Here is a 24,251-nt window from a genome sequence, read left to right as displayed (position 1 = left end):
GCCGGTTCGGGTGATTCGCAACCCAGACGCAAGCGGGTGCAGTGCGGTCAGGAATCCGGGGTGCCGGGCGGGGTGTGGTCGTCGCAGAGGGTGTTCAGCAGTTGCTCGATTGGCACGTCGAAGGTGTGGGCGAGGGTGTGCCAGGTGGTGAGGCTGCCGGTGGTGCGGCCGTGTTCGAGGTCGATGAGGGTGCGGCGGGCGAGGCCGCTGCGGTCGGCGAGTTCATCGAAGGTCCAGCCGCGCTCGCCCCGCAGGCGCGCGAGTTCGACGCGCAGCGCGGTGAAGTCGGGGTCGGGCGGCAAGATCGTCACTCCACCATCCGACGGTGCAGGACCCTGCCCTGTCAGTGCAGACTTCTGCACTATCTGCTGAGACGGGAGTGACGTTCACAGTGCAGAGATCTGCACTACCGTGCGTGCGTCCCGGGTGCCCCTCTGGAGCACCCGCCATGGCGGCGTGGACAGACAGGAGGACGACGGGCCGATGAGGCTTGCCGGCGCGCATCTCACGGTGCGGCGTATCTGGACGGTGGAACTGCGTTCACGGGCAGGCGGCCCCAGGCTCGTCTGCCCGCACTGCCCCGTGCACTCCCCTCCCCTGCAGGCCGCATCCGCCCGGTCTGCCGTCCTGGCGCATCTGGCCCGCCATGCGCACGCCGACGCACTGCCGGCGTATCTGCGCACCTGCCAGTGCCGGGCGCAGGGCTGCTCCTGGCATCTGCGTCATCGCGGCTGCGCCGGGCCGGTGCTGCTCACCCTGACCCGGGACCGCAGCGGCCGCGCCTGGCGTCTCTCCGATTCCTGCGCGGCCTGCGCGGCGGCCACCAACCACACCGCCGTGGTCCCCGCCACGCTGCTCGCTTCCCGCCCGATGAGATGCCCCGGCCGCCATCCCAGGCCGCTGGGCGACCCGGCTGAGCGCACCCGCGTGCGGGAGATGCTCACCTACCTGTCAGCAGCACTCCCCCAGTTCACCTCCCCCGCCGCACGGCTCCTCGCGCTGCAGTGCGCCCTGCGTGCCGGCACCGGCGGCTACGTCCGGCTGCCTGCTGGCCTGCTGCGCGGCATGCGTCTGGGCGGCCGTAGCGAGCTTTGGGAGGAGTTGGAGCACGCCGACTGGCTGCGCCGTACAGCAGGCAGGCACCCGCACGTGGAGGCATGGCTGCTGGACGCAGCGCTCCTCTCCCAACAGGACGGCCGGGCGCGGGCCCGTGCCGCGCAATGGGCGATGCGCCCCGCTCTGGTTGCAGTACTGGCCGGGCGGCCGCCGGCCGTGCGGCTGGCCGCGCTGGCTCTGGCCTCGCACACCTCGGGCGACGCCGGCAGGACGGACCTCGATGCCCTCGCCCGCCTGTGCGGGTACGCGCACCAGCAAACCGCGGAACTCCTCGACCGGCTCGTGGCATCGCACGCTCTGACCGCCTGGCGGCACAACCGGGAAACCGACGAGGTCTTCTGGTGGCTGCCGCAGTCGACCGAGGCCGGCCGCCAAAGGCCCACCCATCGGAGCGTCAGTGTTAGCCCACGTGGCCCGGAGGATGAGAGAGGCGCGAGCAGAAATCGCCAGGGTTCTATCCAATAGGCATATGCACCGATTCAGGAGTGAGAGGCGGGAGATTCCATCTCGGGCACCTCGCACGCTTGGTGACCCCTCGATCGCATGGTCGAGCCCCCGGCCCTGCAAGTTGATGGGTGCTGTGACAGTTGAGCTGGAGGTGGCAGTTGCTCAGGTCCAGTAAGCGTGTCCGGTCGGCCGCTGGTGTCCGGGGCCAGGTGTGAGCGCTCCCGGCGGTGATGCCCCCTCAAGCAGCGTGTCGGGCGCCCACGACGAGTTCGCCATCGCCGCGCCTTCCGTCACCCTGCCGAAGGGGGGAGGAGCGTTGCGTGGTATCGGTGAGAAGTTCACCGTTAACGCGGTGACGGGAACGGCGGGCGTTCAGATTCCGGTACCGGCGCCGCCGGGCCGGGCGGGCTTCGGCCCGCAGCTGACCTTGAATTATGACTCCGGTGCCGGGAACGGCCCGTTCGGGCTGGGGTGGAGTCTGAACCTGCCTTCCGTCACGAGGAAGACCGACAAGGGGCTGCCGCGGTACCTCGATGCCGAGGACTCAGACGTCTTTGTGCTGTCCGGCGCCGAGGATCTGGTGCCAGTGCTCGTCGAGGATGCCGCAGGGCAGTGGACGGCCCCGGTACTGCCGGACGAGACTGTGGACGGTCGCACGTACCGGGTGCGCCACTACCGGCCGCGCACCGAGGGCCTGTTCGCCCGCATCGAGTGCTGGACCGACACCGCCAACGGCGCCGTGCACTGGCGTTCGATCAGCCGGGACAACATCACCACCCTGTACGGCACCGACGACGAATCGCGTGTGCAAGGTCTGCCGGATCTGGCCGGATCGCCACGGCGGGTGTTCAGCTGGCTGATCAGCGAGACGTGGGACGACAAGGGCAACGTCGTCCAGTACGAGTACCGACCGGAGAATTCCGACAGAGTGGAGGTGACGGCCGCCCACGAACGGCACCGCACCGAGACTTCTCGAGCCACTCAGCGCTACCTCAAGCGCATTCGCTACGGCAATCGGACCTCAACGCTGTCCGACCGCCGTCCCGGTCCGGACGAGTGGATGTTCGAGGTAGTCCTTGACTATGGCGAGCACGACAAGGACGCTCCCGCACCGCAGAGTACGGGAACGTGGCTGTGCAGGCGGGATCCGTTCTCCACGCATCGTGCCGGTTTCGAGGTGCGCACCTACCGGTTGTGCCGGCGGATCCTCGTCTTCCATCACTTCCCGGAGGAACCCACCGCCGGCCGAGACTGCCTTGTGCGGTCACTGGAGCTGTCCTACAGCGACGAGCCGACGGCGGCTCCCGGCGCCGTGCGCGCAGACCACGCGGTGTCGCTGCTCGTCTCGGCAACACAGTGCGGACACCGCCGGACCGACAACGGCGTACTCCGCCGAGCCCTGCCCCCACTGGAGTTCGCCTACTCTCCTCTGTCTCTCGGTGCCGCAACGGGCGTCCGTGCACCAGCCGGTGAGTCGGCACGGCTCCCCGTGGGCGCTTCTGGCACAACCATCCGGTGGGCCGACCTGGACGGCGAGGGAATCTCGGGCGTGCTCGCGACCGAGCCGGGCGCCTGGTACTACGCGCACAACCGGGGCGGCGGGAGCCTCGACGCAGTCCAGCAGGTCGCCGCCGCACCGGCACTGGCGTCACCGGGGCACGGTGGCCAACTGCTTGACCTAAGCGGCGACGGACAGCTCGATCTGGTGTCCTTCACCGGTCCGGTCCCCGGCTTCTTCGAGCGCACGACCGACCGAGGCTGGGCCCCGTTCAGGGCCTTCGCTCAACTCCCCGCCGTCCGCTGGGACGACGACAACCTACGCTTCGTCGACCTCAACGGGGACGGGCATGCCGATGTCCTGGTCACCGAAGGTGATGCGCTGACCTGGTACCCGTCGGCAGGCGAAGCGGGGTTCGGCCCGGCCGTGCAGGTGCCGACCGCCCTGACAGACGAACGGGGCGCCCGGCTGGTGTTCGCCGACGGGCAGTACGCAGTTTTTGTCGCAGACATGTCCGGTGACGGCCTGGCCGACCTGGTGAGGGTATGTCACGACGAGGTCTGTTACTGGCCGAATCTCGGCTACGGCCGATTCGGCGAACGGGTGGAGATGGATGACCCGCCGCTGCTGGACCATCCGGACGTGTTTGATCCCCGCCGTGTCCTTCTGACAGACCTGGATGGCGCCGGCCCGCAGGATCTCCTCTATGCGGGAACCCGCGGAGTCAGGGCCTACCTGAACATGGCGGGCAACCGGTGGAGTTCGAAGCCGGTGGAGCTAGCAACCTTCCCGACGCCGGACACCCTGGCCACCGTGGACCTCCTGGGCGACGGTACGCCGTGCCTCGTATGGTCGTCGGCACTGCCGGGTACCGCACACGCCCCTTTGCGGTACCTCGAACTGATGCCCGACGGAAAGCCGCACCTGCTGAGTGGCGTCCAGAACAACCTCGGCGCCGAGACGCGGATCTTCTACGCGTCCTCCACCTCGTTCTACCTTGCAGACCAGGCAGCGGGACGTCCTTGGGCCACCCGTCTGCCATTCCCCGTTCACGTCGTCGACCGGGTGGAGACAGTCGACCACGTCAGCCGGAACCGGTTCGTCACCCGCTACGCCTACCACCACGGCTACTTCGACGGAGAGGAACGCGAGTTCCGCGGCTTCGCATGCGTCGACCAGTGGGACACCGCTCACCTCGCCGTGCTGAGTGCCTCGGATGATCTCCCGGCGTACTTGCCCGACCTGGTGAACGTCGACGCCGCCTCCCACCTACCCCCGGTGCGCACCACGACCTGGTACCACACAGGAGCATTCACCGACGGGCGTGAGGTGTCCCAGGTATTGGCCGCAGAGTATTACCGCGAAGGCGATATCAGCCAGGGCCTGCCCGGGCTAGGCGACAAGGACTTCGCCGCGATGCTGCGGCCCGACCCGCCACCGCCCCCGCTGCGCCGCCTGCCGGACGGTACCCTCACCCCATGGCCCCTGTCCCCGGAAGAGATGCGGCAGGCGTACCGGGCGTTGCGGGGCTCGGTACTGCGTCAAGAGGTCTACGCCGAGGACGGCGTTGAGTCGTCCGACCGCCCGTACTCGGTAGGTGAACGCAGCTACGCGGTGGAGGTCGTGCAGCCGGCAGGGCCGAACCTGCACGCGGTATTCTTCTGCCATCCTCGCGAGTCCGTCCAGTTCCACTACGAACGCTCGCTCTACGACGTCGATGGTCCTGGCGGCGGCGAAGCAATGACGGTCGCCGACCCGCGGGTAGGCCATGAACTAGTGCTGGCCGTCGATACCTTCGGCAACGTGCTGCGCTCCGCGAGCGTCGCTTACGGACGCCGGCACCGCGACCCTGACAAGCGACTGACCGACAACGACCACGGCGCCCAGCAACGCTGGGCCCTCCAGGTCACCGACACCACCTACACCGCCCCGATCGACACGCCAGACGCATGGCGGACACCGCAGCCGTGTGAGAGCCGCAGCTACGAGATCCACCACTACCCAATTCCCGATGCCGCGCCCCTGGCATCCGGTGTCGCGATCACGCCGCTGCTCGACCTGGACACCCTCGCCCATGAGCTGGCCGCGCTCGACAACGGCCACGCCGACGTACCGTACGAGGACCTCACCGCAGCGACCGCGACAGGGCAGGGTCCGCGCCGGCGGCTCATCGAGCACACCCGCACGCTCTTCCTCAGGGACGACCTCACCGGGCCGCAACCCCTCGGCTCGGCGGGGGTGCGGGCGCTGCCCTATGAACGCTACCGACTGGCGTTCACCCCAGGCCTACTCGCCACCGTGTACGAGCGGGACAACGGCGGCGTCAAGGAGCCACTGATCCCCGACCCCGGCGCGGTCCTCCCAGGCGCCGCCTATATCGACGGCGGCACACTGCGCGGCGCCGGAGGCTTCCCCGCCGACGACCGTGACGGGTACTGGTGGCAGCGCTCAGGCACCATCGGGTTCGCGCCCACATCGGGGGACCCGGCTGCCGAACTGCCGGAGGCACTCGAGCACTTCTTCACACCCCGCCGATTCCACGACCCGTACGGTGCGGTCACGACCGTCGGCTACGACCCGTACGACCTGCTGGCCCGCGAAACCACCGACGCACGCGGCAACCAGGTCACCGTCGGTGAGCGACGGCCAGAGGGCACCGTATGGCGCAACGACTACCGGATCCTCGCACCCGCGCTGGTCACCGACCCCAACGGAAACCGTGCCGCAGCCGCCTTCGACGTGCTCGGCCTGGTCACCGGAACCGCCACCATGGGCAAAGTGCGTTCCGGCGGTGCCGACGAGGAGGTGGGCGACAGCCTGGCCGGATTCGAGCCCGACCTACCCGAGGATGTTGCGCGAGCACATCTGACCCGGCCGCTGCACGACTCGCTCGCTGTGCTCGGCAGCGCGGGCACCCGGCTGCTGTACGACCTCGACGCCTTTCATCGCTGGCGTACCGCCCCTGTTGAGGCGGGCGCTGCACCCACCGGCGCTCCGCCCGCGGTCGTGCTCACGCTCGCGCGCGAGCGTCACGCCACAGGTCCGGACTCCGACCCGAACCCGCGGGTACAGGCCCGCTCGTCCTACTCCGACGGCTTCGGCCGCGAGATCCAGCACAAGGCACGTGCCGAAGACGGCCCGCTCGACGACGGCGGCCCGGACGTCAGTGAGCGGTGGGTGACCAGCGGCTGGACAGTGTTCGACAACAAGGGCCAGCCGGTTCGGCAGTACGAGCCTTTCTTCAGCGCCACTCCGGCCTTCGAATTCGCCCGCACCAAGGGCGTGAGCCCGGTGCTCTGCCGTGACCCGCTCGGCCGCGTTGTAGCAACGCTGCACCCCGACCACACCTGGGAGAAGGCGGTCTTCGACCCGTGGCGGCAGGTCACCCACGACGTCAGTGACACCATCGCGGTCGACGATCCATCAACCGACGCAGATGTCGGCGGCTTCTTCCGGCGGCTCCGCCCGGACGAGTACCTGCCGTCGTGGCGCACCACCCGGCTCCAGGGACCGCCCGGGCCTGAGCGCGAGGCGGCCGAACAGTCCGAGGTCTTCGCCGACACGCCGACCACCGCATTCACCGACAGCCTTGGACGCGTATTCCTCACCATCGCCGTCAACCGGTTCGCCCGCGACGGCGCTGCCGTCACCGAGCAGCACGCCAGCCGGGTCGCCCACGATGTCGAGGGCAATCAGCGCGAGATCAACGACGCGCTCGGCCGCGTCGTCATGCGCTACGACTACGACCTGCTCGGCCACCGCATCCACCAAGCCAGCATGGAAGCCGGCGAACGCTGGACCCTCATTGACGTCGTCGGCCATTCGGTACGCACCTGGAATAGTCTCGGCAACGACCTTCGCATCACCTACGACGCACTGCGCCGGCCCATCGGCGAGTGGCTGCGCCAGACCGGCGCCGCCACCGAACTACTGGTGTCCCGCACCACCTACGGCGACGATCCCGACCATCCGGGTGGCCGGCCCGCTGCCGAAGCGAGCAACCTCTTGGGCCGTGCCTACCAGCTTTTCGACGGAGCCGGCGTCCTCACCCACCTACAGTATGATTTCGCCGGCAACCTCACAAGTAGCGAGCGCCGCCTGGCCGCGGAGTACCGCCAGGCGTTGGACTGGGCACTGCCACCCCGCTGGGACGGGCCCGCCTACGCCACCGCGACCCGCTTCGACGCACTGAACCGCCCGATCACGGTCACCACGGCGGACCGCACCGTCCTGGCACCCACGTACAACGACGCCGGACTCCTGGAGACCGTTACCGCAAATGTGGGCGGCGCCCCCACCTCCACGACGTTCGTCACCGGCATCGGCTACGACGCCAAGGGCCGCCGCACCTGCATCGACTACGGCAACGGCGTACGCACCAAGTACCGGTACGACCCGCACACCTTCCGGCTCACGAGCCTGCACACCAGACGAGGCGAACGCTTCCCCGATGACTGCCCGTCACCCGGCCAGGTGCCGTGCGGCGTCCAGTACCTGTCGTACGTATACGACGCGGCCGGCAACATCACACACGTCCGTGACGACGCCCAACAGACCATCTTCTTCCGCAATCAGCGGGTCGAACCGAGCACGCACTACGTGTACGACGCGGTGTTCCGGCTCATCGAAGCGACAGGGCGCGAACACGTTGGCCTGACGGCCGGTTCACGACCGGCGCCCACACCGACGAGCTGGACCGACGCCCCGAGAACCGGCCTCGCCCACCCCGGCGACAGCAACGCCATGGGCACATACCGGCAGCGCTACACCTACGACGCGGCCAGCAACATCCAAGAGATGCAGCACTTAGCCACCAACCCGGCAGGCCACGCCCCCACCAACACCGGCTGGACCCGGACCTACAGCTACACCGAACCCAGCCAGTTGAACCCCCAGGACTACAGCAACCGCCTGTCCTCCAGCCGCACAGGAACAGACGCCGAAAACTTCACGCACGACGCACACGGCAACATGACCGAAATGCGGCACCTGGCCGTCATGCGGCACAACCACCACGACCAACTAGCCGCCAGCGCCACCCAGCACGTCAGCTCCGGAACCCCCGAAACCACCTACTACGTCTATGACTCCGCCGGACAACGCGTCCGCAAAGTTACCGAGGGTTTTTCCGTAGCTGGCGCCACACCCGTGCGAAGTAAAGAACGTATCTACCTCGGCAACGTCGAGATCTACCGCGAATACGGCCCCGACGGCACGACGGTCACCCTTGAACGTGAAACCTTCCACGTCATGGATGACCACACCCGCGTCGCTCTCGTCGAAACCCGCTCTCTCGGTACCGATTCCGCCCCTGCCCAACTCAACCGCTATCAGCTCGGCAACCACCTCGGCTCGGCATCGGTCGAAGTGGACGACCAGGCCCGGATCATCTCCTACGAGGAGTACTACCCGTACGGATCCACCTCCTACCAGGCTGCCCGGTCGTCTCTGGAAGCCCCCAAGCGGTATCGCTACACCGGCAAGGAACGGGACGAGGAAACAGGGCTGGAATATCACGGCGCCCGGTATTGCGCCCCGTGGCTAGGCCGGTGGACGAGTTGCGACCCGGGCGGCATCGTCGACGGGCCGAACCTGTACTCGTACGGTCGCGGGAATGCTGTCAACTTGAGGGACGTGACCGGCACGATGTCCACAGCCGCGCAGGCGGAGTATGAGAGAAATCGACACGCCTCCTCGGCTCTTACGCCGGACCAGATTGGAGACGTGTATAGGGGCGTCGATGATGTTCCGAAAAACTTTGACAAGCCACAACAGGTTTCAGCCATTACCGCCCTGCAACAGCAACGGCAATATTCCCAAGGAGAGGCGAAGCGTCACCAAGCGAAGGGTGAGGCGGCTCGAAGCGGCATCGTGACAAAGGAAGAAAAGTACGAGGCCGCCAAAGCCGGTGCCCGGAACTGGCTGTTGGACACAGCAACCAGCCACATCGGTGGCGCCCTACCAGGGGGCGAGGCCATCCTTCAGGTCGCCCTCACGCCGCTGCGAGCTCCGGAACCTTCCCAGTATCCGACTAATCTCCGCGAGTTGGAGATGCAGGAGAACTACCAAGCAATGCAGACGACTCTAACGGTCGCCGCAATTGCCCTGTCCTTCATTGCGCCCATGATCGGTGAGAGCGCTCTGGCGCTGAGGGCTCCTGGTGGCTCCGTGCCGCGACCACCTGTGGGCCGGCCCCCCAGCGGCGGTGGACCACCCGGCGGCGGACCGCCCTCAAGTGGCGAGCCACCACCCGCACCTCGAAGACAGCTCTATATTCCTCGCGATGATGCGGGAAATCACATCCCGCTCGATCGGCATCCCTTGAATGGACCCCAAGGAGCCGACATGCCAAAACCACTGCCGGAAGCAGAAGGCCGCCCGCACACCGTACTCGGGGGCAAGATCAGCAGTGAGACCGGCGAGTTGTATCGCCAAGCAGCTGAGTTCCCCGGACCCTCATGGCCGAAGGTCAATGGTGTCGACGCACCGTCACAGTCCTCGCACTGGACGACGCATGGACGTCCCGACGTCCACGCAGATCCGCATGTGCATGGCTATTACTTCGACAGTGCGCAACAGCAGTGGATGGAAACGGGCGCGCAAGGCTTCTCCTGGTGATAAGCCAACCACCCGGTTCTGACCAGCGAAGCATGACCGACCACCCGCAGCCGCCATGAACGAAGTGGGAGACCATGAAACTGTCGGGGCGCATTCTTGAGCTGGAGCTCGAGGGGGACGACGTCCGCCGTCTGCAGGCGGAGCTTGGAAGTGTCGGGCTCGCCATTTCGCGGGACGAGGTCGATGCCGCGAGGTTCGGGCAAAGCACGGAGGGCGCCGTCCGGCAGTTCCAGGGGGAACACGGCGTTGAGGTCACCGGCATCGTCGACGCCGAGACCGCGCTGCGCATCGGCCTTGCGGCCGGCGCGATGGTGGACGGGGTCAAGGAAGCAGCCTCGGCTACTTACTGCGTGACTGGTCTGGTCGCCAGTCCGGAGCTCGGTGGGGTCGCGGGGCTCGATGTTCGGATTGTCGACCGCAACGTCGGCACGGACTTCACGCTCGCGGAGACGACGACAGACGAACACGGCTATTACACCGCGACGTTCTCCGTAGGCTCTGTGCGCCGGCGCGCCAAGGATCGCCCCGACCTGCAGGCTCGGGTTCTCGCGGACGGCGAGACGCTTGGAAACTCCGAGGTGCGCTACGACGCGACGCCGCAGGAGAGGCTCGACGTCCTGCTACCGGAAGGCGCGGCAGGGCTGCCGAGCGAGTTCGACGCTCTCGCCTCCGCAATGGCTGTGCACTTTGACGGCGACTTTAGCGATCTGCGGGAGGACGACGAGTACCAGGATGTGACGTACCTGGCGAGCAAAAGCGGCTGGGACGCGCGAGCCGTGGCGTTCATTGCCCTCTCGCAAGGATTCTCCCGGCAGGCCGACGAAAGCGGCCACGAAGTGTTGCAGCCCGCGCACTACTACGCCCTGTTGCGCGCCGGTGTTGCGGCGGATCCCAACGCACTCTACGGCGTCACCCCCCAAGCCGCCCGCGCAGTGTGGGAACAGGCCATCGCGAGGGGCGTCGTGCCTGCTTCGGTCGGTGAGACTCTCGACGAGGCTGTCGGAAGTTTCCAACGCCTGAGCGCTGAGCACGCCCTGGGGGCGGCGTCGTTGCCCGGAGCCTCAAACCTGGGCGAACTGCTGAGCCTCTCGCTCGGTGACGACGTCGACCGCGGGCGTTTCGCGGCCATGCTCGTGGCCCACCGTGACAACCCGGCGAAGATGTGGGACGAGGTACAGCAAGCGTTTGGGCCGGTCGTGGCGGACCGGCTGCGCCTTGACGGCCAGCTCGCCCTGCTCACGCTCGACAACGCGCCGCTGATCGGCCGCCTGCACGACGCTGCCCGAGAGGATCCGCTCTACTCGCCAGCAGACCTCGCGCGCCGGGGCTATCACCAGCCTGACAAGTGGCATCGGCCGATCGAGGGTCTGGTGCCGCCGCAGATCCCCGGCGACGACGAGCAGTCCCGCGCCCGCAACTACGCGGAGCTGTTGGCCGCGCAGGTCAGGCTGAGCTTTCCGACCGCCGTGGTCGCCGATCTGGTCGGCCGCGGCTCGGTGAAGCTGAGCGACGACCCAGCCGTCCAGGCCGACGTGCACCGATTTCTCGCCGAACACGCGGGCACCTTCGAGATCGGCATGCAGCCGATCGACCACTTCATCGCAAGCGCCGACGTGGACGTCGAGGCGCCGGTACGTGATCACATCCGGCGCCTGCAACGGGTCTACCAGATCACACCCGACGACCGGGCGATGAGCGTACTGCTGGAACATGGCCTCGACTCCGCCCACAGCATCGTGCACCACGGCACGGACGCGCTCGTGGCACGGCTGGGTGAAGAGCTCGGCGGCGAAGAAGTCGCACGCGCGGTCGCGGCCAAGGCCAAGCAGGTCCACCTCGCGGTACTCAACGTGGCTACTACCTACCTGACCACACGCGCCGCGCCGGTGCTGGGCGCCGACCCGGCTGCCCGTGTGATCGACCCCGACCGACAGTTTGACGCGCTGCGCGCCGCCAGCCCGCGGTCAGAAGCCGCGCCAACGCTGGAGGCGTTGTTCTGGTCGATGGACTACTGCGCTTGCGAGCACTGCCGCTCAGTGCTTAGCCCTGCTGCCTATCTCGTCGACCTGTTGTTGTTCGCCGACCGCCAGCACAACGAGAAGGAGAACCCGCAGACGGTTCTGCTCACGCACCGCCCCGACCTCCAGCACCTTCCGCTGACCTGCGAGAACACCAACAAGCCGCTTCCGTACATCGACATCGTGAACGAAACCCTTGAGTACTATGTCGCCAACAATTTGGGCCTCAGTGATTACAAGGGCCACGACACCGGCGCAGATACAAGTCCCGAGGACCTGCTTGCCAGTCCGCAGTTCGTGCAAGACCAGGCCTACACGACGCTGAAGGAAGAGTTGTTCCCGCCGCCGTTGCCCTTCCACCGTCCGCTAGAACTCCTGCGTCGGCACTTCACCGCGCTGGCCGTGCCGCTGGAGACCGCGATGGAGGCGCTGCGCGCGGACGAGGCGGTCGAACGTGCGCAGCCAGCCAACTACGCGTGGCGCGACACCCTCATCGAGCGCCTGAAGCTGTCGCGCCGCGAGCATGCGCTGCTGACAGACCGGAAGATCGACCTCGCTGACCTGTACGGCTATGCGGACACGACCGAGGCGCAAGCGCTGGAAGCGCTTGCCGATGTCACGGAGTTCACGCAACGCGTCGGTGTCGACTACAACGACCTGGTTGCGCTGATGGAGACGGCTTTCATCAACCCCGACGCAGATCTGATCCCCCGAATGCGGCGGCTCGGTGTCTCCTTCGAGACCCTCAAGAAGGTCAAGGACGGCACGCTCACCGACCACGACCTGTCCCTGCGGCTACCGACGGGCGTGACAGTGGCCCAGGTGAAGGCGTTCGTCAAGGAGCACTATGACCGGGCGTCGCGACTGATCGTGATCACTCACGAGGACTTGGGCGCCGCGCCCAGCTCGCTGGACGGCTTCCGATTGCGCTACGCCCACCCAGACCCCGCCAAGAACGCGCTCAAGCCTATCGACTATGTGCGCCTCGCTCGCTTCATCCGTTTGTGGCGCAAGCTCGGCTGGACGATCGAGCAGACCGATGAGGCAATCACTGCCCTCTACCCCATTGACGCGCAGCCTGCCGGAACCGACGCCGCCACCGACCTGGCTGCACTGGATGCAGGCTTCCTGACGCTGCTGCCGCGTCTGGGTGTCATGCTGGCGACGATGGAGCGCTTGAAGGTCGCGCCTGGCACAGACCTCGCGAGCCTGCTGGCTTGCTGGGCTCCGATCGGGGTCCATGGTCGGGACGCCCTCTACGGGCGTCTGTTCCTGGGCGCGGCGTTCCTCGCCCAGGACTCGGCCTTCGCGCCCGACGAGAACGGCGCCGTCCTCCAGGACGCCGCCCAGAGGGGCACAGCAACCGCCCGTCCTCGACCCACAGTCGGGCAACATGCCGAGGCGCTGCGAGCGGCCACGGGGTTGACCGCCGACGAGCTGACTCTCTTGCAGGGCACACTCACCGGCGACGCGAACGCGCCACTGACGCATGAGAACGTCAGCGCCCTGTACCGTCACAGCTGGCTCGCACGCCAACTAGGTCTCAACATCCGCGAGTTGCTGGCCCTCATTCGTTACACGGGCCTGGACCCGTTCGCGGCGCCCGACCCGCCGAGAGCGCCGATCGTCGCGCTACTGGACCTGCTCGACACGCTGCGCGGGGCTAGCCTCACACCCTCGCAGGCGCTGTACCTGATGTTCGACGACGACCTTGCCGGGACATCGGCGCCCGAGGCAGAACAGATCTCAGTGTTCGCTCGAACACTGCGCACCGGCTTCGCCGACATCGACGCGCAGTTCGCGATCGTCGACGACCCAAGCGGCGACCTCGCCCGCGCGCGCATGGCGCTCGTCTACGGAACCGAGGCGGCGGACTTCCTGTTCGCTCTGCTGGACAAGACGTTCACCGTCTCGGTCTCTTACACCCATCCCACCGATGAGCTGGACGCATCAACCCTTTCCGCCAGCGGCCACCGGCTCTCCTACGACCCGCAGCGCAAGCAGCTCTCCTTCGCGGGTCTGCTGCCCACCACGCCGCAACTGAGACTGCAGGACGTGTCCGACACCAGCCAGGGCTTCAAAGACGCGGTCGCCCTACTCGACGAGGAGGTTCAGAAGAAGGCCGGTCCGTTCTTCGCCCGGTACCCAGAGTTGCTGGAGCTGTATACCGCCTCCGCCTCCGCCAAGGTGCTGGCCGAGCCGGACTCCAACCCGCGGGCCACCGTCCTCGATGCTTTCCTTCCCCAGCTGGGGCACCAGCGCAAGCGGCAGCTGGCGTTCGCCACACTGAGCGCCGTCCTGCGCGTCGACCCCGCACTCGCCGAAGCGATCACCAGCGACCCCGCCGTCCTGCACGCTCAAGGCGACACGAGCAGGCCTCCACTCGATGACCTGACAGAGGTCGAAGTCCAGGGCCTCAGCGCGCAACTGTTCTGGGGCCCCACAATCGTCGGGACGCCACAGCCCGAGCCCCAGCCCACGCCGACGGTCGACTACGGCTCGCAGGCCCCCGCAACGCCCCTGCCGTCCGGCCCCACAGCGGGAGCACCAATCTCTGGCGTGTGGAGTGGATTCCTCGAAGCCCCCGAAACCGCAGAGTTCACGTTCGCCGTCGACACCGACGCCAAAAGCGTCACGCTGACATTGGACGGAACACCGATCGAACTGAACCGGGACGGGACGCGCTGGCATACGCCTGAGCCGATCCCGCTCACGGCGGGTCGGCTGTCAGCACTGAGGCTCACCGTCGAGAAGGTGACGAAGCGGCTGACGCTGCGCTGGCAGAACACTGGCCGCGGCTGGGAGATCGTGCCCGGCCGCCACCTCTACCCCGCCACCGCTATGGACCGCCTGCGCGCAACGTACGTACGGATCCTCAAGGCCGCGTCACTGGCAACGGCGACGAAGCTCACAGCGTCCGAATTCGCGCACGTCGCCGTGGCCTACCGGGTCGGGGAGGAGGGTTGGCTGAACGCACTGCAGGCATCTGGCCCAAACGCACTGCGGGCATCCGACCCAGAAGATCGCGACACCTACCTCAAGCTGACAGTGGCCCTGCGCGCACTGCTGGCCTTCGCGACGCTCAAAGCCGAACTGTCACCCACCGACGAGCGATTCCTCACGGTGCTGAAGCACCCGACCGCGACCGACGCCGATGGCACGAGCCCGCTGCTCCAACTGACCGGCTGGCAGAGCGCCTCTCTGGACTCGCTGTTGGCCCGGTTCGGCAAGACGCGTGCCGACCTGGCGCACGTCGAGACCTTCGTCCGCGTCCACGACGCCTACACGGTCCTTACCAAGCTGGGGACGTCAGCGGCAACGGCGATCACCGCGACGACGAACGATCCGACACCCGAGGGTGCTGCCGCCTTCCAGACTGCCGTCCGCGCCCGCTACGACGAAGCCGACTGGCCGGCCATCCTGCGCCCCATCAACGACGAGCTGCGCAGCCTCCAACGGGACGCCCTCGTGGCCTACGTACTGCGTCGGCTGTCCGAGCACGGGGCCACCCGCGGAATCGACACGCCCGACAAGCTCTCCGAGTGGTTCCTCATGGACGTCGGCATGCAGCCGTGCCAGCTGACCTCGCGCATCCGGCACGCCCTCTCCTCGGTCCAACTCTTTTTCGAACGCTGCCTGATGAACCTCGAGCCAAGCGTCGCACCGTCCTCCATCGATGCCGCGCAATGGGAGTGGATGAAGCGCTACCGCGTATGGGAAGCCAACCGCAAAGTGTTCCTCTGGCCCGAGAACTGGCTCGAACCCGAGCTACGCGACGACCAGTCGCCATTCTTCAAGGAGACCATGAGCGAACTGCTCCAGGGTGACGTCACCGAAGACCGTGCCGGTACCGCCCTGACGAACTACCTCATGAAACTCGAAGAAGTGGCCCAGCTCGAACCCTGCGGCATCTACATCGACGAACACGACCCAGGCCACGGCGACGACGTCGTGCACGTGGTCGCGCGCACCGCTGGCGCGCACCGAAAGTACTTCTACCGCCGCCGCGAGAACGGATCCTGGACACCCTGGGAGCACATCAAACTCGACATCGAGGACAACCCGATCCTGCCTGTCGTCTGGAAGGGCCGGCTGTTCTTGTTCTGGCTGCGGATCATCAAGGAGACACCGCTGAACCCCGCGCTGATCTCGTCCGGCACAAACAGCCCGGCTACAGGGCTCTCCCTTGGGGAGGTCAAGGCCGATGCCGTCGCCAACGCAGCCACGACGGCGGCAATCCATGTCAAGGCTGTGCTCTCCTACAGCGAGTACCTCGACGGCAAGTGGCAGTCCGTCAAAACCGCTGACCCGGACCAGCCGGTCTTTTTGGGCAGCGTCAAACCAGGCGATACATTCGACCGCCGAAGACTGTACCTGTATAAGAGGGAATCTGAGAACACGGACTATCTATTGGTGGGTGCGGTCGCAGAGCGAGGAGCTTTGGAAGTATCGGAAGCATCGGAAAGAGTGTGGCAACTGCACAACACCCACAGTGCGACGCCGTTGCAAAAAGCGGACTTGGAAGCTCTAGGCGGCAGACCTGCACCGTATGCAATTCGCTCCATTCTTGCAGATGCCACCACCCTCGGCACAGAATACCAGCAGGACCCCTTCGTTGGAGATTGGCCCGACTATCGCGTACATTTCGCGCACCCTATCCTCAGGTGTTCGTCTCCGCTCACGGCCTTGGATTCCAGCCATTGGCCGAAGAACGACCCATGGGGCACGCCGTTCATGGTATTCGACGCGCGCCATGCCTTCTATATCGAGGTGACACCGCGGGCCGTCCCCCTCGAGCACATTGCCGGCTTTGGGGTCGGCTCCGGCGGTGGAGCGGTCGTACCGAACATCCCGCTGGTCCGCTGGAACGAAGTTCCGCGCCTGAACGGCGAGTCGTCCGCCGGGAGTCCGCTTCTCAATTGGCCAGCGACCGGGCTCGTCGGCCCGGGCACGATCGAGCGTGGCGTGAGCGAGGACGCCTTCATCACCAAAATCCTTGGGAACGCTGGCGCGGTCCGTTTCGGCCCGAGCGCCATCGGCCCGGCGGGCGCGCTGCCCCGCGAACATCGCTAGCCATCCGAGGAGCAGCTGAGCCATGAACAACACCATCAAGCAGTTCGGTTTCCACGGTATCGGGGACTCCGCGATCATTGGGTCACGTTACCCGCTGGGCGACAAGACGCCGTTCACCTACGACTTCCGCAACTTCTTCCACCCGTACGTGGGAGACCTAATTCAGGTGCTCAATCAGGGCTCACTCAAAGACATGTTCGAACCCGCCGTCCAGGCGAGGCTGGAGGGGGATTTCCCCCTCGCTTCTCCCGCGTACACCCTGAACGAGAGTGGGCTCGTCACGGTGACCAGACATCGAAAGGAGATCGATGTCGACGAGGGGGGCCCTTATGCGAACTACAACTGGGAGTTGTTCTTCCACATCCCGCTGACCATCGCGGTCCACCTCAGCAAGGCCCAACGTTTCGCCGAGGCACAGCGCTGGTTCCACTACATCTTCGACCCGACGTCGAACGAGCGCAGCCCTGACAACAGCGTCGCTTTGAGTTCCCCGGACGACCCGCGTGAAGGCGATCCTCTCATGTTCGATTACGCGACCGACGCACCTCACCCTCTGAACTGGGTCGGCATCTACCCCAGCTCCATCCGGCCGGGCACAGGGCCTAAAGCGTTGGTATGGGACTATGCCCGCTTCGCCTACGGCGGTTTCTTCCTGTTCCCTAAACCTCCCCTGGCCGGCGGCCCTTACACGGCCTATTTGCTGGCCAAGGACGGCTACAACATCCTTGCCACCAGCGCCCCGTTCAGCGTCCGTCCGCACCCAGCCGCGGACGCCTCCCCCGGCACGCCGGTGAGTGTCGGCACGTCGTCCACGAGCACGCTGGACGGTTCGGCGAATCCGCAGGTCGGTGTCGATGCGCCCGAGCGCTACTGGAAGTTCCTGCGCTTCCGCCGCAGAGACAGCGTCTACAACAGCATCGCCGATCTGCTGACCCTCCTGAGCACCCGCGATGATCAGCTAGACGAAGAGGAGGCCGCGCTCAAGACGCAGGTCCTCCAGGGCTACAAGGCGATGAAGGACCACCCGTTCCGTCCGCACGCGGTGGCCCGCACTCGACCGCTGGCCTATCAGTATCAGGTCGTCATGAAGTACCTCGACAACCTGATCGCATGGGGTGACAGCCTGTTTCTGCAGGACACGGTCGAGTCGATCAACGAGGCGACGCAGCGCTATGTACTGGCGGCCAACCTGCTTGGTCCGCGACCACAAAGGGTTCCTTCCCCCGGGACGGCCACGGCGAAGACGTTTGCGCAGCTCAAGGCGCTTAAGGGGGGCGGGCTGGACGCCACTGGCAACGCGTTGGTGGATCTTGAGGCACAGTTCCCGTTCAATCTCGCAGCCCCGCACGCGGCCGGCGATGGTGCGTGGACCAGCGCCCTGTTCGGGATCGGTCGCAGCCTCTATTTCAGTGTGCCGGGCAATGACCGCCTGCTCGCCTATTGGGACACCGTCGCGGATCGCCTCTACAAGATCCGGCACTGCACGAACATTCAAGGGACGGTCCGCCAACTCTCGCTGTTCGAACCGCCCCTGGACCCCGGCATGCTCGTCAAGGCCGCCGCCGCGGGCATCGCCGTCGGCAGCATCGTGGCTGGCACGAACCAGCCCGTGGGGCCGCTGCGCGCGATGCCGCTGATCCATAAGGCGCTGGAGCTGGCGAGTGAGGTCCGCTCCCTCGGAGGCTCGCTGCTCGCGGCCTTGGAGAAAGGGGACGCCGAACACTTGGCGCTCCTGCGCCAGAGTCACGAGACCAAGATTCACCAGCTCGCCAAGGACGTGCGCTTCTTGCAGTGGAAGGATGCCGAGCAGAGCACCGAGGCGCTGCTGAGGGCACGTGCGAGTACATGGGAGCGCTACCGCTACTACCTGCGCATGCAGGGCCGTACGCCCGACGCCGCCACCGCGCCGGAGACGCTGGCGCTGCTTCGGGACCCGCTGACCGAGGCGAACTTCGACATGCTGTTCGCAGCGCTCGTCACCGCCTATGACACCACGATCGTCCCGCAGAAGTATCCGCAGCTTAACCTCGCGGGTGAAAGCTCACCGTCCAGTCAGTCCGGTGCGACGGGAGCCGGTGCACTGCACCTTACGCCTACCGAGGACGCCGAGCTGAACGCGCACCTGCCCGCCGCACGGGACTCCCGCGTGGCCGCCTCGGTTGTCGACACTGTCGCGTCCGTCCTGACGTTCATCCCCGACTTCAATCTCAACCTGGACTTCTGGGGCATGGGCCCCTCCGCGGGGATCTTCGGTGGCAGCAAGATGTCGGACGCCGCCAAGATCGCCGCGGGAATCCTCAGGACCAACGCAGCCGAGCACACCGACCAGGCCGGAATCGTCAGCCGCACGGCTTCACACGAGCGGCGCGCGGACGACTGGATCCTCCAGACCAACCTCGCCGCCCGCGAACTCGCCCACTCCGGACGCCAGATCATCACCTCGCTGCTGACCGAGCAGATCGCCCACCACGAATACCTCAACGTGCAGACCCAGATCGCCAACAGCCAGGAAGTCGACAACCTCCTCCACTCCAAGTTCACCAACGAGGAGCTGCACAACTGGATGCAGGGCGAGATCTCCCGCCTCTACTACCAGTGGTACCGGTTCGCGTTCGACACCGCGCGCAGAGCAGAACGCACCATGAAGCTCGAGCTGCGCCGCCCGGAGCTCGACGCAACGGACTTCGTTCAGTTCAACTACTGGGACGGCGGCCGCAAGGGCCTGCTCTGCGGCGAAGCGCTGCACCTCGATGTCAAGCGCATGGAGATGGCCTACCACGACAACAACCGACGCGAGCTCGAACTCACACGCCATGTCTCGCTGCGCCAACTGGACCCTCTGGCCCTGCTGCAGCTCAAGACAACCGGCACGGCGACCTTCACCATCCCCGAGTCGCTCTACGACCGCGACTACCCCGGCCACTACATGCGGCGCATCAAATCCGTGGCGGTGTCGGTGCCCAGTGTCGTCGGCCCCTACACACCGGTTCCGTGCACACTGTCACTGCAGCGCAGCAGCATCCGCGTCAAGCCCCTTCTCGACGGCGGAACCTACCGGCGGCGCAGTGACGGCGACGACGACCGCTTCGTCGACGTCTTCGGCCCCGTGGAGTCGATCGTCACGAGCTCGGGCACGAACGACTCCGGGCTATTCGAACCTTCCCCGCACGACGACCGCTTCCTGCCGTTCGAGGGCGCGGGCGCGGAAAGCATGTGGAAGGTGGATCTGCCCCCGGAGCTGCGTAGTTTCGACTACTCAATGATCTCCGATGTGATCTTGCACGTGCGCTACACCGCCCGCCAAGGCGGCAAAGATCCCTTCGGCGACAAGGCGCTTGAGGAGCTCAAGGCGGCATTGAGTCAGGTGCAGAGCTCCGGTCTCGCCCTGCTGGTCTCCCTGCGCCACGACTTCCCCACCGAGTGGTCGGCCTTCGCAGCCGGTACTGGCGACCTGAAGATCACGCTCCGGAAAAACTTCTTCCCGTACATGGTTCAGGGCAAGAAGCTCAAGATCGCCGACAAGCTGGAACTCTACGCAGGCGCTACAAAGCTTGTGATGCGAACAATTCCAACCTCTTCGGTGCTCTCTGTCGCGCCCGACGCACTGTCGAACGAAGCACAGTTGACCTTTTCCCAGGACGAGACAGTGCTCAAACGAGACGCCGCTGACGTGCTGCTGGTCATGCGGTATGGATTGGAAGACACGAACCGAGCGTGAGGCGGGTAGCAGAGGCCCTAACAGAAGTTGTGGATCATGCGACCTCAGCTACCGCAGAATCAGCCCCCCGCTACGAACGCCATCCCCGCAACGACCTGGCCTTCCTCGGCCTCGCCGCAACCATCTGCTGCTACAAACGACTCCTCCGCCTCACCACATAGGACATCGTCTTAGCGGTCTGCGGCCGGCCGTCATCTGCTTCAGCATCTTTCGCGGCTGCACGAATGGGTGGCAGCCTCAGCGTGGGCGCCAGGTGCGCACTTCCAGGTGAAGGATGTGGGCGTCGGGCTGGATGCGTCCGGTCTCCACGAGCCACTGGTGGACGGCGGCGGTGACGTCTCCGCCCGCCGCGTCGACGCGGCGGGCGAAGTCGGCTGCGTCATGACCGCCGGTCTGCGAGGAGCCGTAGGAGCGTTCCTCGGTGTGGTCGGCGCGCTGGGTGACGTCGCGGCGGATGCCGGGTGAGTCGGTGCGACTGCCGGAGGGGTGCAGGTAGCCGGTTTTGGCGAGGCGGACGGTGAAGGCGAGGCGGAGTCCTTGGCGGGCGGCTTCGGCGATGAGGGGGCGTAGGCGGGAGGAGCCGGAGGCGATGGCTTGGGTGCCGACGCGTCCGGTGCCGGAGCCGGTGGGGGTGATCAGGACGGCTTTGCTGCGGACGCGAGCGCGTTTGCCGCTGGCGGTGGTGCGGCGGTGGGTGTGGCGGGCGGCGATGGTGGTGAGTTCGGGCAGGTCGGTGATGCCGCCCATCTGGACGGCGGTCAGGACTTGTTGGAGGGCGGGGACGAAGGCTGCGCCTTTGTTCTTTGTGTAGAACTGGGAGACCAGGGAGGGGTCGCGGTTGATGATGCGGGCGATGTCGCGTTTGGTGTAGCCAGCTGCCTGGAGCTGGTCGGCGAGTTGGGCGGCCTCGTTCAACTGGGCTTGTTCGGTGGTGCGGTTGCGGCGGGAGCGTGGTGGCATCAGGCCTGTCCCCCGTTCTGGGTCAGGGCGGTGCGCCCGGCGTCGCGCAGGGCAAGGAGTTCTTCCTCTGTGGTGGGGGCTGTGACCGGGCCGGTGAGGTGGCCTTTGAGGAGGTAGTCGCCGGGCTGATGGTGGTGTGGCCAGTGTTGGGGTGCTGTGAGGTAGAGGGCGTCGGTGCGGAAGGCGATCACGGTGCCGGGCTGGGTGTGGAGGGCGCCGGCGTAGGTGTCGTCGTCGCGGTGGCGCTGGGTGAGGAGGGCGGCGCGGGCGCCTGACCAGATCGCGGCGGCCCATTCGGGGTGGGCGTTGGGGTCGCGGCTGAAGCCGGTGGGTTTCTGCCAGGTGATCTGTTCATTGTCGAAGCTGATGATTTCGGCGTCCGGCGGGACGTCGCGCTCCATGGTGCGGGGGGTGGTGCCGGTGACCATGCGGGGGCGCTGGGCGAAGGAGCCGATGCCGTACAGGAGGATGGAGCGCACGGCGCGGGAGGCGAGGTGGGCGGCGCGGGCCTGCTGGGGATCGCCCTGGAAGTGGGCCTGGGCGGAGAGGTTGCTCCAGGTCTCTTTGAGTTTCTTGGCCCAGTCGTCAAGGGGTTTGCCGTCGTCCCAGAGGATGCCGTCGAGGATTTCGATCTTCCACGGCTGGATGGGGTTGGCCAGGGCGGTGTGGATTTCGGGGCCGCCGGCCCAGGTGGTGAACGTGTAGCCGGGGGCGGCCGGGTAGTGCCAGGCGCGGTCGCCGGGGGCGGGGGCAGGCAGGATGCCGACGTGGTCCCAGGTGTCGGGGACGGTCACGCGTACCTGCCAGTGTCCGCATCCGTACAGGGCGCGCATCTGCTCCTTCTGCGTCCAGGAGGCGAAGGTCTGGGCGGTGATGCGGCGGGGAGTGCCGACCGGGGATTTCCAGGTGTGCTTGGCGTAGGCGAAGGTGCGGTCGTACTCGACGAGTTGGGGCAGCTGGTCGGGGACTCGGGGCGGGGTGAGCAGTTCGTTGCGGCCCTGGCCTGCGGTGGCATGGAGCAGGCCGCGTAGTTCCTCGGACAGGACGGGAAAGCCCTCGGCGTGCTGGCCGCGTTGGGGGATGGTGCGGGTCCACAGGTCGCGGCCAGTCTGGGACGGGGAACCCATGATGACCGCGTCGTTCCAGTGGCGGCGCAAGGCCTGCCACAGCAGGACGAACGCGTCCCGGACAGTGGCCGGGTCGGCGTCGTCGACGTCGAACCACTCCCCCACCGAGCGGATTTCGACGTGACTGTCGCCGTTCTCGCGCTGGTAGCGGCCGACGGGGTTACGGGCGTGGACGAAGTGTCCGGCCATCCGGTCGCGGCCGCGGCCCGTGTCGGTGCGCCAGCCCGGCGTGGGGGCGTTCAGCCAGGCCGCGACCGCGTCGCGCAGGTACGGGTAGCGGTCGGCGTCGCGGTGCCAGGGGTCACCCGCGGTGATGTAGATGCGCTCCGTGCCTTCGGGCAGGGTCTGGAAGACGGCGGTCAGGATGGCGGCGACCGAGGTGTCGGCCAGGTCGAGGCGGTGGGTCTGGCTGCGGTGCACCAGCACGCCCGTGTCCGTGTCCAGGAAGACCGTGGAACGGGCCTGCTGGGTGAAGTTCGGTGGCGTGGAGAGCAGGTTCGGGGTGTGCGTGAACCAGCTGTTGCCCGCTGCCCCCTCAGGGATCGACGGGAGGGCACGCGGCGCCTCCGGGGCTGCGGGCTTCGCGGAGGCACGGTCCTCGGCAGGAGCGGCCGACGGGGAGGCGGCGACGGGCTGCGCTGATGTGGCGGCGGCAATCGCGGGCGCCACCGCTCCCGTCTGGGCGGCGAGGCGGGGCGGAATCTCGGTGCCGTCGGTGGTGGCTGGGGCGTCCGGCTCGGGGTGGGGCGGGGTGGTCTCGGCTGTGGTGAGGCGGTCGGGGGCCAGCGCGGGGGCCAGACTGACGACGTGGGCCAGGCTCAGTCCGGCCGCCGGGGCGATCCGTTCCGCCTTCGCCTTCTCGTACCCGGCCAGCTGTGTGATCTGCCGGTCCCGCTCGGCCTCCAGCTTCGCCAGGGCGGCCCGGGTCTTTTTGATCTCGTCCCGTACGGTGCGCAGTTCGGCGAGGGCTGCGGTGTAGCGCTGTGCGTCCATCAGGCTTCCTTGTCCGGACGACGGGCGGCGGGTGCGGGGACGTAGGCGATCGCCCCGCCCGAGTGTGAGACAAGCCGACTGCCCAGCAGCAGATCAGCGAGCATCCGGTCGGCCTGCGAGGAGGCAGTCACGTGCTGGACGGGCGTGGCCAGGTCTGTGACGTAGCCCGCCAGCCGCGCGTGAGGGAAGGCATAGCGGCCCTGGGCGTTCTTCTCCCAGACTTCCAGGCCGGTCAGCACAGCCACCACGTAGCCCGACAGGGTCACCGGCAGGACTCCGGCGGCCGCCACGCTCGGCGCATCGCAACGCCACCAGCCGCGCAACGCCTTGAGGAGGTCCTCGGGGGCGAGGGAGGCCCCGAAGCCGATCCAGTTCCGGTCCGGTTCCTGTACCTGCTTGGCCGCGTCGACCCGCAGGACGGCGATCTCTTGAACATCCAGCCGGTCCAGCGGGGCGTGCCGGCGCTGACCGAGCGCCTGGACCACGTTGAGCGGAACCATGACGCGCACGCCACGGCGGGACAGGCCCGGCAGCAGCCCGGCACGTACCAGACGGCGGAAGGTGGTGACGGCGCAGCCGAGCTCCTCAGCGGCCTGTCCGGTCGTCAGCAGCACCCCGCTCACTCCTATGCAAGATCTGATATCTGATTCGGTATGTATGTTACTGGATCTACTGAGAGGCCG

The 24,251-nt window shown here is 67.0% G+C and carries 8 protein-coding genes and 1 pseudogene; 5 read left to right on the top strand and 4 right to left on the bottom strand.

Annotated elements, in window-relative coordinates; all coding sequences use genetic code 11:
- Positions 1-47: 47 nt before the first annotated feature.
- Positions 48-311, bottom strand: coding sequence for a helix-turn-helix transcriptional regulator (locus OG293_RS39410; RefSeq protein ID WP_405996678.1), 264 nt, complete (start codon positions 309-311; stop codon positions 48-50).
- Between the two features lie 145 nt (positions 312-456).
- Here OG293_RS39410 and OG293_RS39405 point away from each other — a divergent pair, with 145 nt between their 5' ends.
- The 5 genes and pseudogenes from OG293_RS39405 to OG293_RS39385 all read left to right on the top strand — a co-directional run.
- Positions 457-1,581: a hypothetical protein gene (locus OG293_RS39405; protein WP_405996679.1), complete on the top strand. Its 1,125-nt coding sequence runs from the start codon at positions 457-459 to the stop codon at positions 1,579-1,581.
- 229 nt (positions 1,582-1,810) lie between these two features.
- Positions 1,811-9,679: a SpvB/TcaC N-terminal domain-containing protein gene (locus OG293_RS39400; RefSeq protein WP_405996680.1), complete on the top strand. Its 7,869-nt coding sequence runs from the start codon at positions 1,811-1,813 to the stop codon at positions 9,677-9,679.
- A gap of 74 nt (positions 9,680-9,753) precedes the next feature.
- Complete coding sequence (locus OG293_RS39395) at positions 9,754-16,770, top strand: neuraminidase-like domain-containing protein (protein WP_405996681.1); 7,017 nt, start codon at positions 9,754-9,756, stop codon at positions 16,768-16,770.
- Positions 16,771-16,792: 22 nt separating this feature from the next.
- The gene (locus tag OG293_RS39390) at positions 16,793-20,488 is read left to right on the top strand and encodes a hypothetical protein (RefSeq protein WP_405996682.1); all 3,696 of its coding nucleotides are present in this window, start codon (positions 16,793-16,795) and stop codon (positions 20,486-20,488) included.
- 62 nt (positions 20,489-20,550) lie between these two features.
- Positions 20,551-20,649: pseudogene (locus OG293_RS39385) on the top strand (IS5/IS1182 family transposase); the annotation flags it as partial.
- A gap of 76 nt (positions 20,650-20,725) precedes the next feature.
- Here the strand turns inward: OG293_RS39385 and OG293_RS39380 are convergent.
- From OG293_RS39380 to OG293_RS39370, 3 genes are read right to left on the bottom strand one after another with little or no spacing between them, the layout of a single operon-like run.
- The gene (locus tag OG293_RS39380; RefSeq protein WP_405996683.1) at positions 20,726-21,448 is read right to left on the bottom strand and encodes a helix-turn-helix domain containing protein; all 723 of its coding nucleotides are present in this window, start codon (positions 21,446-21,448) and stop codon (positions 20,726-20,728) included.
- Positions 21,448-23,568 carry a hypothetical protein gene (locus OG293_RS39375; protein WP_405996684.1) on the bottom strand — a complete coding sequence of 707 codons (2,121 nt, stop codon included), beginning with the start codon at positions 23,566-23,568 and terminating at the stop codon, positions 21,448-21,450. Before OG293_RS39375 ends, OG293_RS39380 begins: the two co-directional genes overlap by 1 nt.
- Entirely contained in the window at positions 23,568-24,182 is a 615-nt protein-coding gene (locus OG293_RS39370) for a helix-turn-helix domain-containing protein (protein WP_405996685.1), read from the bottom strand. Before OG293_RS39370 ends, OG293_RS39375 begins: the two co-directional genes overlap by 1 nt.
- Between the last annotated feature and the right edge of the window lie 69 nt (positions 24,183-24,251).

The sequence above is a fragment of the Streptomyces sp. NBC_00829 genome (genome assembly GCF_045161795.1).
GTDB lineage: Bacteria > Actinomycetota > Actinomycetes > Streptomycetales > Streptomycetaceae > Streptomyces.
This window is presented reverse-complemented; position numbering and strand designations above follow the sequence as displayed.